Origin of the sequence: Erwinia aphidicola (genome assembly GCF_024169515.1) — a bacterium.
GTDB lineage: Bacteria > Pseudomonadota > Gammaproteobacteria > Enterobacterales > Enterobacteriaceae > Erwinia > Erwinia aphidicola.
Genome location: NZ_JAMKCQ010000001.1, coordinates 1,216,241 through 1,230,893 on the forward strand (window position 1 = coordinate 1,216,241; position 14,653 = coordinate 1,230,893).

Genomic DNA, 14,653 nt, shown 5'->3' on the forward strand with positions numbered 1-14,653 from the left:
ACTTCATGCTCGTAGCTACAGCACTATTGATTATCGGTTTAGTCTTACTGGTTTATGGAGCCGATCGTCTGGTGTTTAGCGCCGCAATATTGTGCCGGTCGCTGGGGATTCCACCCTTGATTATAGGCATGACGGTGGTGGGCATTGGCACCTCATTACCGGAGCTGATTGTCTCCTTTTCCGCCGCCACGCACGGGCAGATGGATATCGCTGTTGGCACCGCGATGGGGTCAAATATTACCAATATTTTACTGATCCTTGGCGGCGCCGCGCTGCTGCACCCGCTCACCGTCCACTCCAGACTGGTACGCCGTGAGCTGCCGCTGATGCTGCTGGTGACGCTGCTGTGCGGCGTCATGCTGTTTGATAACGAGCTGAGCCGCAACGATGGTCTGGCGATGATCGCCATTGCCGCTATCTATCTGATGTTTATCATCAAGATTGCTCGCCGCGCCGAACGCGAAAACAGCGACTCGCTCACGCGTGAGCAGCTGGCTGAACTGCCGCGAGATGACGTCGGCAATACTGTCGCCTTTCTGTGGCTGGCAGTGGCGCTGATTGTGCTGCCGATGTCGACACGCATGGTCATCGACAACGCCACGGTGATTGCCGACTATTTCGGCGTCAGCGAACTGGTGATTGGCCTGACGATTATTTCGGTCGGCACCAGCCTGCCGGAGCTGGCAACGGTGATTGCTGGCGCGCTGAAGGGCGAAGATGATATCGCCATCGGCAACCTTATCGGCTCTAACATTTATAATATGGCAATTGTGCTGGGCATTCCGGCACTGATTCACCCAGGCACACTCGACTCCGCCGCTTTCGCCCGTGATTACTGGGTGATGCTGGGAGTCAGTGCCCTGTTTACACTGATCTGTTTGCAGCGCAGTCGCCGCATTGGTCGGCTGGCAGGCGCGTTGTTGCTGTGCGGATTTATCGTCTGGGTGGGAATGCTGTATCAGTTCCCCTCAGTGACCTTCTGGTAAAAGGACTGGAGAATTATGGCGCATATCACGGCCGATCCCGACTTTGACTTTCAACAGGCCGGGAAAGAGGTTTTACGGATTGAACGTGAAGGGCTGGAACAGCTCGATCGGTACATTAACGACGACTTTAGCCGGGCCTGCGAGCTGATTTATCGCTGCCGTGGCAAAGTCGTGGTGATGGGGATGGGCAAATCCGGTCATATCGGTAAGAAGATGGCGGCGACCTTTGCCAGCACCGGTACGTCAGCATTTTTTGTTCATCCGGCTGAGGCCAGCCACGGCGATCTCGGTATGGTAAGCCCATCCGATGTGGTGATTGCCATTTCCAACTCCGGCGAGTCCTCCGAAATTCTGGCGCTGATCCCGGTGCTAAAACGCCTGCATGTTTCGCTAATCTGCCTCACCAGCCGCCCTGACAGCGCAATGGGACGTGCGGCAGATATCCACCTGTGTGTTAAAGTGCCGCAGGAAGCCTGCCCGCTGGGCCTGGCCCCGACCACCAGCACCACCGCAACCTTAGTGATGGGTGATGCCCTGGCCGTTGCGCTGCTAAAAGCTCGCGGTTTTACCCAGGAAGATTTTGCGCTCTCTCACCCTGGCGGGGCGCTGGGCCGTAAACTGCTGCTGCGCGTTGATGATATCATGCACTCCGGCAGCGAGATGCCGCACGTCAGCCGTGATGCTTCTCTGCGTGATGCCCTACTGGAAATCACCCGTAAAAACATGGGAATGACGGTAATCTGCAATGACTTGATGAAAATCGAAGGCATCTTTACCGACGGTGATTTACGCCGCGTATTCGATATGGGCATTGATATCCAGCATGCCAGTATCGCCAGCGTGATGACGCCAGGTGGCGTGCGCGTGCGCCCGAATACGCTGGCCGTGGATGCGTTAAACCTGATGCAGAATAAAAATATTACCTGCGTAATGGTCGCCGATGGCGATCAGCTGCTCGGCGTGGTTCACATGCATGACATGCTGCGCGCAGGCGTTGTATAAACCAGGAACTGAAAATAATGAGCAATCCAGTAGCCACCATTGAGACCTGTTATGGCGCAGTCAGCCAGCAGGTCATGGCGCAGGCACAGCAAATTAAGCTGTTGATTTGTGACGTTGACGGCGTGATGTCCGACGGGGTGATTTACCAGGGAAATAACGGTGAAGAGCTCAAAGCCTTCAACGTGCGCGATGGTTATGGCATTCGCTGCCTGCTGACCAGCGGCATTGAAGTGGCGATTATTACCGGCCGTAAAGCCAAACTGCTGGAAGATCGCTGCGCCACGCTGGGAATTACCCATCTTTACCAGGGACAGACAGATAAGCTTTTGGCCTTCCGTGAACTTCTGGATACACTATCGCTTCGTGCCGGGCAGGTTGCCTATATTGGTGATGACCTGATCGACTGGCCGGTCATGGCGGAAGTTGGCCTGAGTGTGACCGTGGCCGATGCACACCCTGTTTTATTGCCCCGTGCGGACTACGTGACCCGAATTGCCGGGGGACGCGGTGCCGTGAGGGAAATTTGCGATCTTATTTTGATCGCGCAAGGTAAGTTTGAAGAGGCCAAAGGGCAGTCAGTATGAGCAAAACAAGACGCTGGATAACGCTGATACTGGCGCTGGTCGCCATTGTGCTGATCGGCTGGAACCTGACCGGAAACGACAGCGATAGCAACGCGACCCGGAGTGACGACACGGAACCGACCTATATGAGCGATAATTCTCATACGGTGGTGTACAACCCTGAGGGCGCGCTGAGCTATAAGCTGGTGTCAGACAAGGTCACCTACTTCCAGACCGAAGCGGTGAGCTGGTTTGATAACCCGGTGATGACGACCTACGACGAAAACAAAATTCCAACCTGGTCGGTGCGGGCGGACAAAGCCAAGCTCACTAATGACCGCATGCTTTATCTCTATGGTCATGTGGAAGTGAACAGCCTGACCAAAGACGCTCAGCTTGAGCGGATTAAAACCGATAACGCTCAAATTAACCTGACCACTCAGGATGTCACTTCAGACGATCAGGTTACGCTTTATGGCCGCAGCTTTAACTCTACAGGTATGAAGATGCGTGGGAATTTACGGAAGAAAACTGCCGAGTTGATTGAAAAGGTCAAAACATCTTATGAAATTCAAAATGAACAACAGCCTTAAACTTCTGACGGCATCACTGCTGCTTGCCGCCAGCCTGCCCGCTCTGGCACTGACCGGCGACTCCGAGAAACCGGTTAACGTCGATTCAGAAAACCAGGCGCTGGATATGCAGGGCAACGTGGCTACCTTTACCGGCAAAGTTATCGTCACCCAGGGTTCGATCAAAATCACCGCGGATAAAGTGGTGGTGACCCGTCCGGGCGGCGACAGCAATAAAACCATTGTTGATGCCTATGGTAATCCGGCAACTTTCTACCAGATGCAGGATAACGGCAAGCCGGTGCAGGGCCACGCCCAGAAAATGCATTACGAGCTGGCAAAAGACCTGGTCGAACTGACCGGCAACGCTTATCTGGAACAGCTCGACAGCAACGTGAAAGGTGACAAAATCACCTATCTGGTCAAAGAGCAAAAAATGCAGGCCTTTGGCAGCACCGGCAAACGCGTCACCACCGTGTTAGTGCCGTCGCAGTTGCAGGATAAAGGCACTCAGTCAAACGGTCAGAAAAAGAGTAACTAACTAACATGGCAACCTTAATTGCGGAAAACCTGGCGAAGGCCTACAAAGGCCGTCGCGTGGTTGAAGATGTCAGCCTGGAAGTTAAATCCGGCGAAATCGTCGGCCTGCTGGGCCCGAACGGTGCAGGTAAAACCACCACCTTCTACATGGTGGTGGGGATTGTGCCGCGTGATGCGGGGCGTATCGTGATCGACGATGAAGACATCAGTATTCTGCCACTGCATGCCCGTGCGCGTCGTGGTATTGGCTACCTGCCTCAGGAAGCCTCCATCTTCCGTCGTCTGAGCGTTTACGACAACCTGATGGCCGTCCTGCAGATCCGTGATGACCTGACCAGCGAGCAGCGCGACGACCGCGCGAATGAACTGCTGGCCGAGTTCCACATTGAGCACCTGCGCGACAGCCTGGGTCAGGCGCTTTCCGGTGGTGAACGCCGCCGCGTCGAGATTGCCCGCGCGCTGGCCGCTAACCCGAAGTTTATCCTGCTGGATGAGCCCTTTGCCGGTGTTGACCCGATCTCCGTCATTGATATTAAAAAGATTATTGAGCACCTGCGTGACAGCGGTCTGGGCGTGTTGATCACCGACCATAACGTACGCGAAACGCTGGCAGTCTGCGAACGAGCCTATATCGTCAGCCAGGGGCATCTGATCGCCCATGGCACCCCGGAAGCGATCCTGGCCGATGAGCAAGTTAAGCGCGTCTATTTGGGTGAAGAGTTCAGACTCTGATAAGGTGTTCACATTCGGTAAGATTTCTGGGGAATTAATATTCTGAATATGAAGCAAGGTTTACAACTCAGGCTGAGCCAACAGCTTGCCATGACGCCACAACTGCAGCAGGCCATTCGCCTGCTGCAACTCTCTACGCTTGAACTACAGCAGGAAATTCAGCTGGCGCTGGAAAGTAACCCGTTGCTTGAACAGACCGACATTCACGAAGAAGTTGATACCCGCGAATATCAGGAAACCGAAGCGCTGGATACCCGCGAGGCGCTGGAACAGAAGGACATGCCGGAAGAGCTGCCGCTCGATGCCACCTGGGATGAGATCTACACCGCCGGCACGCCATCCGGTACGGGCACTGACTATCATGATGATGAACTGCCGGTCTATCAGGGTGAAACCACCCAGACGCTGCAGGATTACCTGATGTGGCAGGTTGAACTGACGCCGTTTACCGACACTGACCGCGCGATAGCAACCTCGATTGTTGATGCGGTTGACGATACAGGCTATCTCACCGTGACGCTGGATGAAATCCTCGGCAGCATTGGTGATGACGAGCTGTCGATGGATGAAGTTGAAGCGGTGCTGAAGCGCGTACAGCGTTTTGACCCGGTCGGCGTCTGCGCCCGCGATCTGCGCGATTGCCTGATGGTGCAGCTCTCTCAGTTTCCGACTGATTTTCCACTGCTGAAAGAGGCGCGCTTAATCGTCGGCGAGCACCTGGATCTGCTGGCAAACCACGACTTCCGCAGCCTGATGCGCGTCACCCGCCTGAAGGAAGAGGTGCTGAAAGGGGCGATGCAGTTGATCCAGACCCTCGACCCGCGCCCGGGCCAGTCGATCAACACCCAGGAACCAGAATACGTCATCCCGGATGTACTGGTACGCAAAGCCAGCAATCGCTGGACGGTGGAACTCAACGCCGACAGCGTGCCGCGCCTGAAGATTAACCAGCATTACGCTTCCCTCGGCGCCAGCTCGCGCAGCGACAGCGACACGCAGTTTATTCGCAGCAATCTGCAGGAAGCGAAGTGGCTGATTAAAAGCCTGGAAAGCCGCAACGATACGCTGCTGAAGGTAACGCGCTGTATCGTCGACCAGCAGCAGGCCTTTTTCGAGCAGGGTGAAGAGTTCATGCGTCCGATGGTGTTGGCCGATATTGCCAGCGCCGTAGAAATGCACGAGTCGACTATCTCGCGCGTGACCACGCAGAAATACCTGCACAGCCCGCGCGGCATTTTTGAACTGAAGTATTTTTTCTCCAGCCACGTCAATACCGAGGGCGGTGGCGAAGCCTCCTCCACGGCGATCCGTGCGCTGGTGAAGAAATTAATCTCGGCGGAGAATCCCGCCAAACCGCTCAGCGACAGCAAGCTCACCACCCTTCTTTCCGATCAGGGGATTATGGTGGCCCGGCGCACTGTGGCAAAATACCGAGAGTCTTTATCCATCCCACCATCAAACCAGCGCAAACAGCTGGTCTGAAAGCACTGAGAAGGAAGACACTATGCAGCTCAATATCACTGGACAACACGTTGAAATCACCCAGCCACTGCGTGATTTTTTAACTGAAAAGTTTGCCAAACTGGAACACTACTTTGACCGCATCAATCAGGTCTATATCGTGTTAAAGGTGGAGAAAGTGACACAGATTGCAGATGCCACGCTGCATGTGAACGGTGGGGAGCTGCACGCCACCTCGGAAGATAAAGATATGTACGCGGCGATTGACGGGCTGGTTGATAAGCTCGCCCGCCAGTTAAATAAACATAAAGATAAGCTAAAACAACACTAAACTTCACTGTACATTGATTGTTTTTTCGGCGAACCCAATATCAGTTAAGCCGGAAGCGTTTTCGGCTCGTGTTCCTTCGGGAAGACGAGCCGTTAATCAATACGGCATGTTAATCTCGCGATCCGAATGTCGGGTTCGAGCTATCGCCCTGTGCAAGTGAATACCTAAGTGAAACTATGATGAACAATGATCTGAAACTGGAACTGGGCTCCGTATTGAGCGTTGCGTGTACCCGTAATGGCGTGCACTGTCAGAGCAAAAAACGGGCGCTGGAAATTATCAGCGAGCTGGCAGCGAAGCAGTTAAATCTGCCGCACCAGACAATTTTCGAAGCTATCCTGACGCGTGAGCGTATGGGCAGTACCGGCATTGGCAACGGCATTGCCATCCCGCACGGTAAGCTGGAAGAAGATACGCTGCGCGCCGTTGGGGTGTTTATTCGCCTTGACCAGCCTATCGCGTTTGACGCCATTGATAATCAGCCGGTAGACCTGCTGTTTGCCCTGCTGGTTCCGGCAGATCAGTGCAAGACGCATCTGCACACGCTGTCGCTGGTGGCCAAACGCCTGGCCGATAAAACGGTGCTGCGCCGTTTACGTGCCGCTCAGACCGATGAAGATCTGTATGAGATCATCACGGAAGATCACGAAGAGAGCTAAACGCAGTTGTATCGCGTTGAGACAAACGGGGAGAAGAGTTAATGGTGCTGATGATCGTCAGCGGACGTTCTGGCTCAGGTAAATCAGTCGCCCTGCGGGCGCTGGAAGATATGGGCTTTTACTGCGTGGATAACTTACCCGTGGTACTGCTGCCAGACCTGGCTCGCTCACTTTCTGAGCGTAACATGTCCGCCGCGGTGAGCATTGACGTGCGTAACATGCCGGAATCCCCGGAAGTGTTTGAAACTGCACTGAACAGCCTGCCGGACTGTTTTTCGCCGCAGCTGCTGTTCCTGGATGCCGACCGCAATACGCTGATCCGCCGTTACAGCGATACCCGTCGTCTGCATCCGCTCTCCAGCAAGAATCTGTCGCTGGAAAGCGCGATCGATGAAGAGAGCGATCTGCTGGAGCCGCTGCGTTCGCGCGCTGACCTGATTATCGACACCTCGGAAATGTCAGTGCACGAGCTGGCCGAAATGCTGCGTACCCGACTGCTGGGCAAGCGTGAGCGCGAGCTGACGATGGTGTTTGAGTCATTTGGTTTTAAGCACGGCATTCCGATTGATGCCGATTATGTGTTTGACGTGCGCTTCCTGCCTAATCCGCACTGGGACCCGAAGCTGCGCCCGATGACGGGCCTCGACCGCCCGGTTGCTGCCTTCCTCGACCGCCACACCGAAGTTCACAATTTTATCTACCAGACGCGCAGCTACCTTGAGCTGTGGTTACCGATGCTGGAAACCAATAACCGCAGCTATCTGACCGTGGCGATTGGCTGTACCGGCGGTAAACACCGCTCGGTGTACATTGCCGAACAGCTGGCAGATTATTTCCGCTCGCGCGGGAAAAACGTACAGTCCCGTCATCGCACGCTGGAAAAACGCAAATCATGACCGTGAAGCAAACCGTTGAAATTAAAAACAAGCTGGGCATGCACGCCCGCCCGGCGATGAAGCTGTTTGAGCTGGTACAGAGTTTTGATGCAGAAGTGCTGCTGCGCAATGAAAGCGGCACGGAAGCAGAAGCCAGCAGCGTGATTGCCCTGCTGATGCTCGACTCCGCCAAGGGTGGGCATATTGAAGTGGAGGCCAGCGGCCTGCAGGAAGAGGAAGCGCTGGCGGCGGTGATTGACCTGTTTAACGCCGGGTTCGACGAAGACTGAGTGTAACAGGCCGTATCAAATCCTTACCGCGTATGAGCTCGTAAATGCAGTACTGCTTCACTCAGGTTGCTTTTCCAGAGATGAAGCAGGAATGCTGATAAAACCGGTGGGGCTGATAGTTTAGCCGTTCAAGCCCCTTTTCCAGCGGCTCCAGTTGGACAGGCGCTCAAGCGCCCGATCTATCCAGATTCAGCAGTGCCGCCCGGTCCGCATGGGCGCGGGCAAACTCTTCGCCCGCTTCAAGCAGGTAACGCATTTCAGCGTCGTAATAACGCAGGGTTAGGTCGTCCATTTATTCCTAACTTATTATCATCGATTGAATAACTCAGTTATCAGCCATGAACTGAGATTACCAGGAATGCAGTGACATTATTCAATATGTATATTGAAATGCTTTTATTTTCTTTAAACAAACATCACCGGAATCGTTATCAAGAATGGCTTTATTCACTCCATCCTGTATTTTAATCGACACAGAACAAGCCCCCTCTGAGGAAGAAAGGAGAAAGTTTTGGCCACCTCCACCAGTTGAGTTGTATTCATACTGACCACCAATACGCCACCCAATATCGATGGCAGCATCTTTTCTTATCAACGACATAAAGGAGGCCGTCAGTTTTAACTCTTTACCTGACGCTAAAATATCTGGTTTTGACTTCACAATCTCAACAACTTCATCTGGTTCCGGCTCAACGCCATAGATACTTTCACCCGCATATATGTACATTACCTTGCCCGTGTTATTTGTAATTGTCACAACAGGTCTTAGCGGAACAAAATAAGCCACCATGAATATCAGGCAAGCAACACAAAAACACAACAACATCACCTTCCTTTTCATACCTACTCCTCAATCCTTTCTGGATTATCAGTATTCCAGCACAAATACCTTTCCCTTGAATGAGGCAGTAGCTGATTAGGTGTGTTTTCCAAAGCATCAAGTATATTATTAAAAGTCAGATTTTCAGCATATTTCCCATACTGATGAAACAGTCTGAACCCTATCTTCATACTCGTAACATCATCCAGGGTATCGTCTCCGATTGCGCCTGGCGTCATGTTTTGCTCCCAGGTTGAACCTTTTAACAGCAGCGACTCTGAAAAACCAACGCTCAGACCCACGTATCCATAGTGTATACTCGACCAGACATCGTAAAAATAATCATGCTGTTTGAACTTGTGATAATAAGATTTTGATGGCTTTCCTTTATTTGGCAAAGGTCGCGCAACGGCAACCGCCGAAAACTTATCACGTATCTTAGGTTTATGATCCCAGGTCGAACCCGTTTTCACCGTCTGATACCATACGCCCATTGCAGCGAGTAAATCAGGTTGAGGGTACGGAGCCAGCTTTGCGTAAAAGGGGAGTTTTTCCACTCGGCACGCCTTTGCTTTGTGGTCTCGTCGTCGATTAAATATCGTATTGTTTCTGCCGTCTCACTTCTGACATTCGTCCTGATCTCACTCAGTATGTACTCAGCCACTTTATGGCTCCGTCAGTGTGAGTGCAATGACGCTCACTCTTCTCTTCCGAGGGCAGGTTTTTACACGGGTCCAGCAAAGAGGCCATAAACCCGTCGGGTAAAAAATGAGTAGAAGCAGTGTTTGAACACTCTCCTCCTTTCTCATAGCTATCCTGCATCATCGACGGCACAAAACGCGCCCTGCAGGGGCAGGAACTGATACTGTCCAGCGTCCCCGCCATCCTGCGCCCGTGTAAGGTGTCATTGCGGATCCCTCCGGCAATCATAAAGGTGCCGGAATGCTGACCGCAGGTGACTTTATCTCTTTCGCGGGCCACGGCTTTGCTGAACAGCGTATGGTCCGTTGCCCCTTCGATAATGCGCCCACCGCAGGTCGTGTTATCTCCCTGTACCAGATAATAACCTTTAGCCATAACTTAACTCCTTATGCTGGAAGATAAACTTACGCGCCGGGTAACTCATCTTTCCCTGCAAGCGCCCGTGCCGCCATTTCGGCATCAACGCTGAATATCTCCTGCGGCAGGGTAAAATTACGCAGCTGCAGCAGCTGTAACGGGCCGCTGCCGAGCTGTGAGCGCAGTACCCACTGCAGGGTGCCGCCGTCCGGCGTGCTGAAGCTCATCATCCACTCGCCACGGTCGAGCTGGCGGCGTTTGCCCTGCTCCAGCCAGCGGATAAGCCCCCAGGTGCCGCTCCAGTCGCCAAACAGCCGCGCCCCCGCGCTGGCGGTGCTCCAGGTCAGCAGGGTTCCGGGCTTGAAGGTGTCGCCCGGCCAGCGGAAGGTCTGCCACTGCGCCATCTGGTTGAAGTACGTCTGCTGCTGGCCGTCAATGGTCAGCTGGGTCTGCACCACCCCCGGCGCCGGGCGCGCCTGCAGCTCAAAGCTGATGCCCTGGCTGCCGTCGGTGAACAGCACGTCCGACAGCTGGCTCAGCTGGTTAAGCGCTTTGATAAACGCCGGGTTAAAGGTCAGCCCCTGGCTGTTGGTGCGGTCCGCCACCCACTGGCTGCCCTCCTTGTGCAGCACGCCGCCCAGCTCCGCGCTGAGGAAGCGCTCAATGCGCCCGCTGTCCTTGCGCAGGAATTCGGCCAGCATCGGCAGCGAGGCGTCGTTATTACCGGCGGCAAACGGGTAGCGCCCGTCAAACGCGCCGTGCCACAGCGCCACCACCGAGCGCGCCCATTTGTCATTCAGGCTGGCAGCGGACGGCTGCAGCACCGTCTCCCACGCCTGGGTCAGCGGCTGCACGAACATCGTCTGGCCAAAGCCGCTCCACTCCTCGCCAAGGCTGGCGGCAATCAGGCTGCCGTACTGGCGGGTGTCGGTCAGGTCAACGCTTTTGCCCTGAAACACGGTTTGCGCCAGCGTCTGCATCATCTCCTGCGGGTCCGAACTGCCCGCCACCTGCTGCAGGCGCAGGCGCACGCGGGTGATGCGCGTCAGGTACGTCTGCAGGCTCAGGCTGTCGTCACCGGACAGCGCATTTGCGGCTTTGTTGCGGCCCATCAGCGTCAGCAGCGGGCCGAAGGTCTCGTCGAGCGGCCCCTGCGGACCGGCTGCGCCCTGGTCAATCACCGGCTTTTTGCTGCTGCCCACCAGCGCCTGCGCCGATTTCATCAGCGAGTCCGACAGCGCCTCGCTCTTCTGACCCGCCTGCCCCTGCCATGCCAGGGTGTTCATCAGCGCAATCAGCGGCGACTGGCGCACGTCGCTCATCAGCGTCAGCTGGTCGGTGACGTCGGCGATGTTGGCCGCCGGGTTAAGGCGCAGGCCGTTGAGGAAGTTGAGCCAGCTGCCGGCAAAGTCGGTAAAGTAGCGCTGCGTCAGGCGCTCCCTGAGCGCTTCCGGCGATAGGTCGGCCGAGACGCTGCGGCGGCTGTCGCTCAGCACCCAGTCAATCTCATCGCGGCGCGCTTTGGCCGCGCTCTCTATCGCCTGCTGCACGCCGCCCTCCCACGCCTGGCGGGTAAACATGCCCGGCACGATCTCATCGGTGGTGAACAGGCGGCGCGCGTCGGTGCCGCCGGTCATATCCTCCAGCGTGACGTCGGCAAAGTTGCGGCGCACCGATTTCAGCATGTTCTCATACAGGGTACTTTCGGCGTTGCGGCGGCCTATCTGCTGCAGCAGCACCTGGCGGCTCTGGCTGACCAGCACCGGGTCCGGGGTGATTTTCCACTGCGGCTGGTGCGGCAGCTCGCTGATGTAAAACGCCCACAGGTCCGGCGCCAGGCTCTGCCACAGGCCGGGCGAGATGCCGTTCCGGGTCGGCTGCACCGTCTTCATCACCTGCGCGTAAAATGCGCCGTCGACCTTATCCGGGCGCGCCATCATCAGCCACGCCTTCAGCTGGTCATAGCCAGGCTTTGCGCGTTCGGCGCGCAGCGGGCTGTTGGCCGGCAGGTCGGCCAGCGCGCTCAGCTGCTGCTGCAGCGCGGCGCTGGCCGGGTCGCGCAGCAGGCGGTTATTCGCCACGCCGTACCACGGCATCATCGCCTGCAGCAGCGGCGTATTGTGGTCGAGGCCGAAGCGCTGGTACCACGGCGAGCCGTCCTGATGGCGGTGTTTAAGCAGCCCGGCGTCGTTGCGCAGCGCGTGCAGGTCGGTAAGCTGGCGGTCGGACACCGCCGGAGCCTGCACCAGCGCGCGCGCCTTCTGCGCCACGCTGACAATCTGGCTGCGGTTAAGCGCGAAGGAGAGCAGCAGCCCCGCGCCCCACAGGCCGATAAGCGCCATCAGCACCCAGGCCAGCGTCTGCTGCCACGGCATGCCGACGCGGCGGCCGGACAGACGGCGGCAGGCCGCCACTATGCCGTCCCAGCTGCTGGAGAGGGTCAGCGCATGGTCGTGGCGGGTGGCAACGTCACTGGAGGACGGCTGGCTGAACATCAGGCCGCGCAGCGGAATGCGCGCCTGCTGGGTGGTCAGCCAGCCGCTCAGGCGCTGCTGCCACTGCAGGCTTTCGCCCTGCTCCAGCTCGCTGCCCAGCCGCAGCAGGAAGTCATCGGAGAGGTGTTGCGCAATCTGCGCCATGCCCTGCTCACGCAGCTGCGGAACCAGGCTGTCGAGCTGCTGGCCGACCTCTTCCGGCCGCGCGCGCGCGGAAAACAGCGCGCCGACCGTCTGCTGCTCGCGCCCATCCTGCGGCCACTCGCTGCCGCGCAGCTGCCACAGCCACACCGGGGGCTGCCAGCGCAGGGCCTGCGAGATGTTCTCCAGGCTGCGCAGGCCGTTATCCTGCATCTGCGGGGTCAGCAGCTGGCCGTCTGCCAGCACCCAGACAATGCCGTCCAGCGGGCGGCCGCGGCGCAGCTGGCGCAGCGCGGCGAGTTTTTCGTCGTCCGGCGGTGCGCTCAGGCTGCCGCCGTCAATCAGCACGGTGCGGTCGCCTTCCAGCCACTGCTGCTCCTGCAGCCCGGGGACCAGCGCGGCGCGCGCGGCATCGTCGCCGACCACCAAAAGCAGGCGCACCCTGTAGCGCCAGAGCAGGTGGTAGCGGGCGCGGAGGTGTTGCCTGATTACCCTGACCATCGGGATGAGAGGAGATGCAGGCTTTGTTTTTTCATCCGCAATCCTGGCGATATCATCCCCCCTTGCCGCGTCGACTTTATCCTCAAACTTCCTACTGCCTGCTTTATGCAGAACAAACACGGAAGACAGGGTGAGTAACGCCAGGATAGACGCCGCCGTGAAACAGGATGACATCCACCGCTGCCGGGATGCGCTTTCTGCCATCAGACCCAGACGTTCAGGCTGCTGCCAGGCGATCAGGCCGAGGGCCAGCGCACAGGCCAGCAATAACAGCAGAATAATCAGGAACCAGAGTTCAGCGGATTTGGGGAATCGAAAGGATGCGTAACGCTTCAAGAGTCCATCTCCTTAAGTGGCCCCACCGGGGTTATCACGGTGCACCACATCATGTCCGTTGCCCGCTCGCCGCTAATGGCGAGCTGGGGGGTTTGGGTATTCTCAGCCGCAGAAGCCGCAGTCGCGATGGCCAGCCAGGGCGCAGCCGCGCCCGCGTGCCCGATAACGCTATCCAGTGGAATGACGGCCTCATTGTCGACGGCACCGGCCGGATGCGCCTTCTGACTGGCGATGATCTCTTTATGCTGGCCATCAGAGAGCCCGGCCAGCCACAGCTGGCTGATAACGTTATTCTTTAGCGGCACGTTATAAGCGGCCATCTTCATACCCGCAGCAAGCTGGCCGGGTAACGACGAGTCAGGCCGGTGAAACAGCGCCAGCGGTGGCAAAGTGCTCTGCGTTAGTCGGTTGCCCAGCAGCAGTGCGACCGCGGCTTCGGCGCTGTAATCAGTCTCATCAGGCATGACCTGCAGTGCCACGACCAGCAGCATTGCGTCCTGTTTAATCCGCTGATCCAGCCAGTGGTCAATCATTGCCAACCCGTGGCCTTCCGCGTATTCCACCGTGCAGAGGATCGCTGTTTCCAGCCAGATGTCTTTCCAGATATCACTGATACTTTCGTGCGGCAGGGACGATGAGAAATCAAATGCCACCACCAGATGGCTGTCATCAGTGAACTGGTTAACCGGCAGGTCCGATATGAGGCGGGAAAAAAGGTGCCGGACCACGCCATCAACCGTCTGTTCATCGTCAGCCTTGAAGCGGGTCAGCCTGTTCCCGTCTTCCCCCTTCCAGTCGGGCTGGGAAAGGAGAAGAGTTTGCCGGTTTATCAGCGCCTGCAGGACTTCGCGCGGATCCTCCTGCGGGTACGCGGTGATAAACGACACCTTAAGCACCTGTAGCGCCCGCCGGGCCCGCCGCGTTTCGCCTAAAATCCAGCGTTCGCGCCGGTTGTCATAACCGTTGGCCGCAATGCTCAGAAGCAGCCAGACCATCAGCCGTGCAATCCCGGCAGTCAGCCATAACGCAGCGGGAGCCCCCAGCGCCAGCCACCAGAAGGGTCGGTTTTCAACGCCCCGGCCCAAAAAGTGCATCAGTAAAAAACTGACGGCCATCATGATGGCCAGCGCGGTTATCCAGCGCGACAACGCTGGCGCTTTGGGGCGCTCATGGAGATCAGGTAAATTTTTGAGTGAATATGACATTGAATTTTCCGTTACAATGTTGAAATACTGAAATGATATTCCTCCCATTATTGAGAAACGGCATGCCATATCACCTCGCATAAAG

The 14,653-nt window shown here is 56.6% G+C and carries 14 protein-coding genes and 2 pseudogenes; 11 read left to right on the forward strand and 5 right to left on the reverse strand.

Annotated features, from left to right (window positions below):
* Window positions 1–5: 5 nt before the first annotated feature.
* The 11 genes from J2Y91_RS05615 to npr all read left to right on the forward strand — a co-directional run bounded on the left by J2Y91_RS05615 (window position 6) and on the right by npr (window position 8,011).
* Window positions 6–986: a calcium/sodium antiporter gene (locus tag J2Y91_RS05615; RefSeq protein WP_048914460.1), complete on the forward strand. Its 981-nt coding sequence runs from the start codon at window positions 6–8 to the stop codon at window positions 984–986.
* Window positions 987–1,001: 15 nt separating this feature from the next.
* Window positions 1,002–1,988, forward strand: a complete 987-nt coding sequence (gene kdsD, locus J2Y91_RS05620; protein WP_133622602.1) for an arabinose-5-phosphate isomerase KdsD — start codon at window positions 1,002–1,004, stop codon at window positions 1,986–1,988.
* 17 nt (window positions 1,989–2,005) lie between these two features.
* Complete coding sequence (gene kdsC / locus J2Y91_RS05625) at window positions 2,006–2,572, forward strand: 3-deoxy-manno-octulosonate-8-phosphatase KdsC (protein WP_133622601.1); 567 nt, start codon at window positions 2,006–2,008, stop codon at window positions 2,570–2,572.
* Complete coding sequence (lptC, locus tag J2Y91_RS05630; RefSeq protein ID WP_048914457.1) at window positions 2,569–3,144, forward strand: LPS export ABC transporter periplasmic protein LptC; 576 nt, start codon at window positions 2,569–2,571, stop codon at window positions 3,142–3,144. The genes kdsC and lptC overlap by 4 nt, the downstream gene beginning before the upstream one ends.
* Window positions 3,116–3,664, forward strand: coding sequence for a lipopolysaccharide ABC transporter substrate-binding protein LptA (lptA, locus tag J2Y91_RS05635; protein WP_048914456.1), 549 nt, complete (start codon window positions 3,116–3,118; stop codon window positions 3,662–3,664). Before lptC ends, lptA begins: the two co-directional genes overlap by 29 nt.
* A 5-nt stretch (window positions 3,665–3,669) precedes the next feature.
* Window positions 3,670–4,395 carry an LPS export ABC transporter ATP-binding protein gene (gene lptB, locus J2Y91_RS05640; RefSeq protein ID WP_048914455.1) on the forward strand — a complete coding sequence of 242 codons (726 nt, stop codon included), beginning with the start codon at window positions 3,670–3,672 and terminating at the stop codon, window positions 4,393–4,395.
* A 48-nt stretch (window positions 4,396–4,443) separates the two neighbouring features.
* Complete coding sequence (gene rpoN / locus J2Y91_RS05645; protein ID WP_048914454.1) at window positions 4,444–5,877, forward strand: RNA polymerase factor sigma-54; 1,434 nt, start codon at window positions 4,444–4,446, stop codon at window positions 5,875–5,877.
* Between the two features lie 22 nt (window positions 5,878–5,899).
* Window positions 5,900–6,187 (forward strand): ribosome hibernation promoting factor, encoded by a 288-nt coding sequence (gene hpf / locus J2Y91_RS05650; RefSeq protein WP_062818062.1) that lies wholly within the window; start codon window positions 5,900–5,902, stop codon window positions 6,185–6,187.
* Between the two features lie 176 nt (window positions 6,188–6,363).
* The gene (gene ptsN, locus J2Y91_RS05655; RefSeq protein ID WP_048914450.1) at window positions 6,364–6,846 is read left to right on the forward strand and encodes a PTS IIA-like nitrogen regulatory protein PtsN; all 483 of its coding nucleotides are present in this window, start codon (window positions 6,364–6,366) and stop codon (window positions 6,844–6,846) included.
* Between the two features lie 41 nt (window positions 6,847–6,887).
* The gene (gene rapZ / locus J2Y91_RS05660; RefSeq protein ID WP_048914449.1) at window positions 6,888–7,742 is read left to right on the forward strand and encodes an RNase adapter RapZ; all 855 of its coding nucleotides are present in this window, start codon (window positions 6,888–6,890) and stop codon (window positions 7,740–7,742) included.
* Window positions 7,739–8,011: a PTS phosphocarrier protein NPr gene (npr, locus tag J2Y91_RS05665; RefSeq protein ID WP_048914448.1), complete on the forward strand. Its 273-nt coding sequence runs from the start codon at window positions 7,739–7,741 to the stop codon at window positions 8,009–8,011. Before rapZ ends, npr begins: the two co-directional genes overlap by 4 nt.
* Window positions 8,012–8,180: 169 nt before the next feature.
* Here npr and J2Y91_RS05670 read toward each other — a convergent pair.
* From J2Y91_RS05670 to J2Y91_RS05690, 5 genes and pseudogenes are all read right to left on the reverse strand, one after another.
* A pseudogene (locus tag J2Y91_RS05670) lies at window positions 8,181–8,303 on the reverse strand (type VI secretion system baseplate subunit TssF); the annotation flags it as partial.
* Between the two features lie 81 nt (window positions 8,304–8,384).
* The gene (gene tsiR / locus J2Y91_RS05675) at window positions 8,385–8,852 is read right to left on the reverse strand and encodes an immunity protein TsiR (protein ID WP_133622600.1); all 468 of its coding nucleotides are present in this window, start codon (window positions 8,850–8,852) and stop codon (window positions 8,385–8,387) included.
* Window positions 8,853–8,854: 2 nt separating this feature from the next.
* Window positions 8,855–9,908 (reverse strand): annotated as a pseudogene (locus J2Y91_RS05680) (polymorphic toxin type 44 domain-containing protein).
* A gap of 29 nt (window positions 9,909–9,937) precedes the next feature.
* Window positions 9,938–13,363, reverse strand: coding sequence for an ImcF-related family protein (locus J2Y91_RS05685; RefSeq protein WP_253537643.1), 3,426 nt, complete (start codon window positions 13,361–13,363; stop codon window positions 9,938–9,940).
* Window positions 13,360–14,637: a KPHS_23130 family T6SS system protein gene (locus J2Y91_RS05690; RefSeq protein WP_253537646.1), complete on the reverse strand. Its 1,278-nt coding sequence runs from the start codon at window positions 14,635–14,637 to the stop codon at window positions 13,360–13,362. Before J2Y91_RS05690 ends, J2Y91_RS05685 begins: the two co-directional genes overlap by 4 nt.
* Between the last annotated feature and the right edge of the window lie 16 nt (window positions 14,638–14,653).

What these genes read in the sequence shown, in the direction of transcription:
- J2Y91_RS05615 (WP_048914460.1), top strand. Translation starts at nt 6, where the DNA reads ATGCTCGTAGCTACAGCACTATTGATTATCGGTTTAGTCTTACTGGTT.
- kdsD (WP_133622602.1), top strand. Translation starts at nt 1,002, where the DNA reads ATGGCGCATATCACGGCCGATCCCGACTTTGACTTTCAACAGGCCGGG.
- kdsC (WP_133622601.1), top strand. Translation starts at nt 2,006, where the DNA reads ATGAGCAATCCAGTAGCCACCATTGAGACCTGTTATGGCGCAGTCAGC.
- lptC (WP_048914457.1), top strand. Translation starts at nt 2,569, where the DNA reads ATGAGCAAAACAAGACGCTGGATAACGCTGATACTGGCGCTGGTCGCC.
- lptA (WP_048914456.1), top strand. Translation starts at nt 3,116, where the DNA reads ATGAAATTCAAAATGAACAACAGCCTTAAACTTCTGACGGCATCACTG.
- lptB (WP_048914455.1), top strand. Translation starts at nt 3,670, where the DNA reads ATGGCAACCTTAATTGCGGAAAACCTGGCGAAGGCCTACAAAGGCCGT.
- rpoN (WP_048914454.1), top strand. Translation starts at nt 4,444, where the DNA reads ATGAAGCAAGGTTTACAACTCAGGCTGAGCCAACAGCTTGCCATGACG.
- hpf (WP_062818062.1), top strand. Translation starts at nt 5,900, where the DNA reads ATGCAGCTCAATATCACTGGACAACACGTTGAAATCACCCAGCCACTG.
- ptsN (WP_048914450.1), top strand. Translation starts at nt 6,364, where the DNA reads ATGATGAACAATGATCTGAAACTGGAACTGGGCTCCGTATTGAGCGTT.
- rapZ (WP_048914449.1), top strand. Translation starts at nt 6,888, where the DNA reads ATGGTGCTGATGATCGTCAGCGGACGTTCTGGCTCAGGTAAATCAGTC.
- npr (WP_048914448.1), top strand. Translation starts at nt 7,739, where the DNA reads ATGACCGTGAAGCAAACCGTTGAAATTAAAAACAAGCTGGGCATGCAC.
- tsiR (WP_133622600.1), bottom strand. Translation starts at nt 8,852, where the DNA reads ATGAAAAGGAAGGTGATGTTGTTGTGTTTTTGTGTTGCTTGCCTGATA.
- J2Y91_RS05690 (WP_253537646.1), bottom strand. Translation starts at nt 14,637, where the DNA reads ATGGCATGCCGTTTCTCAATAATGGGAGGAATATCATTTCAGTATTTC.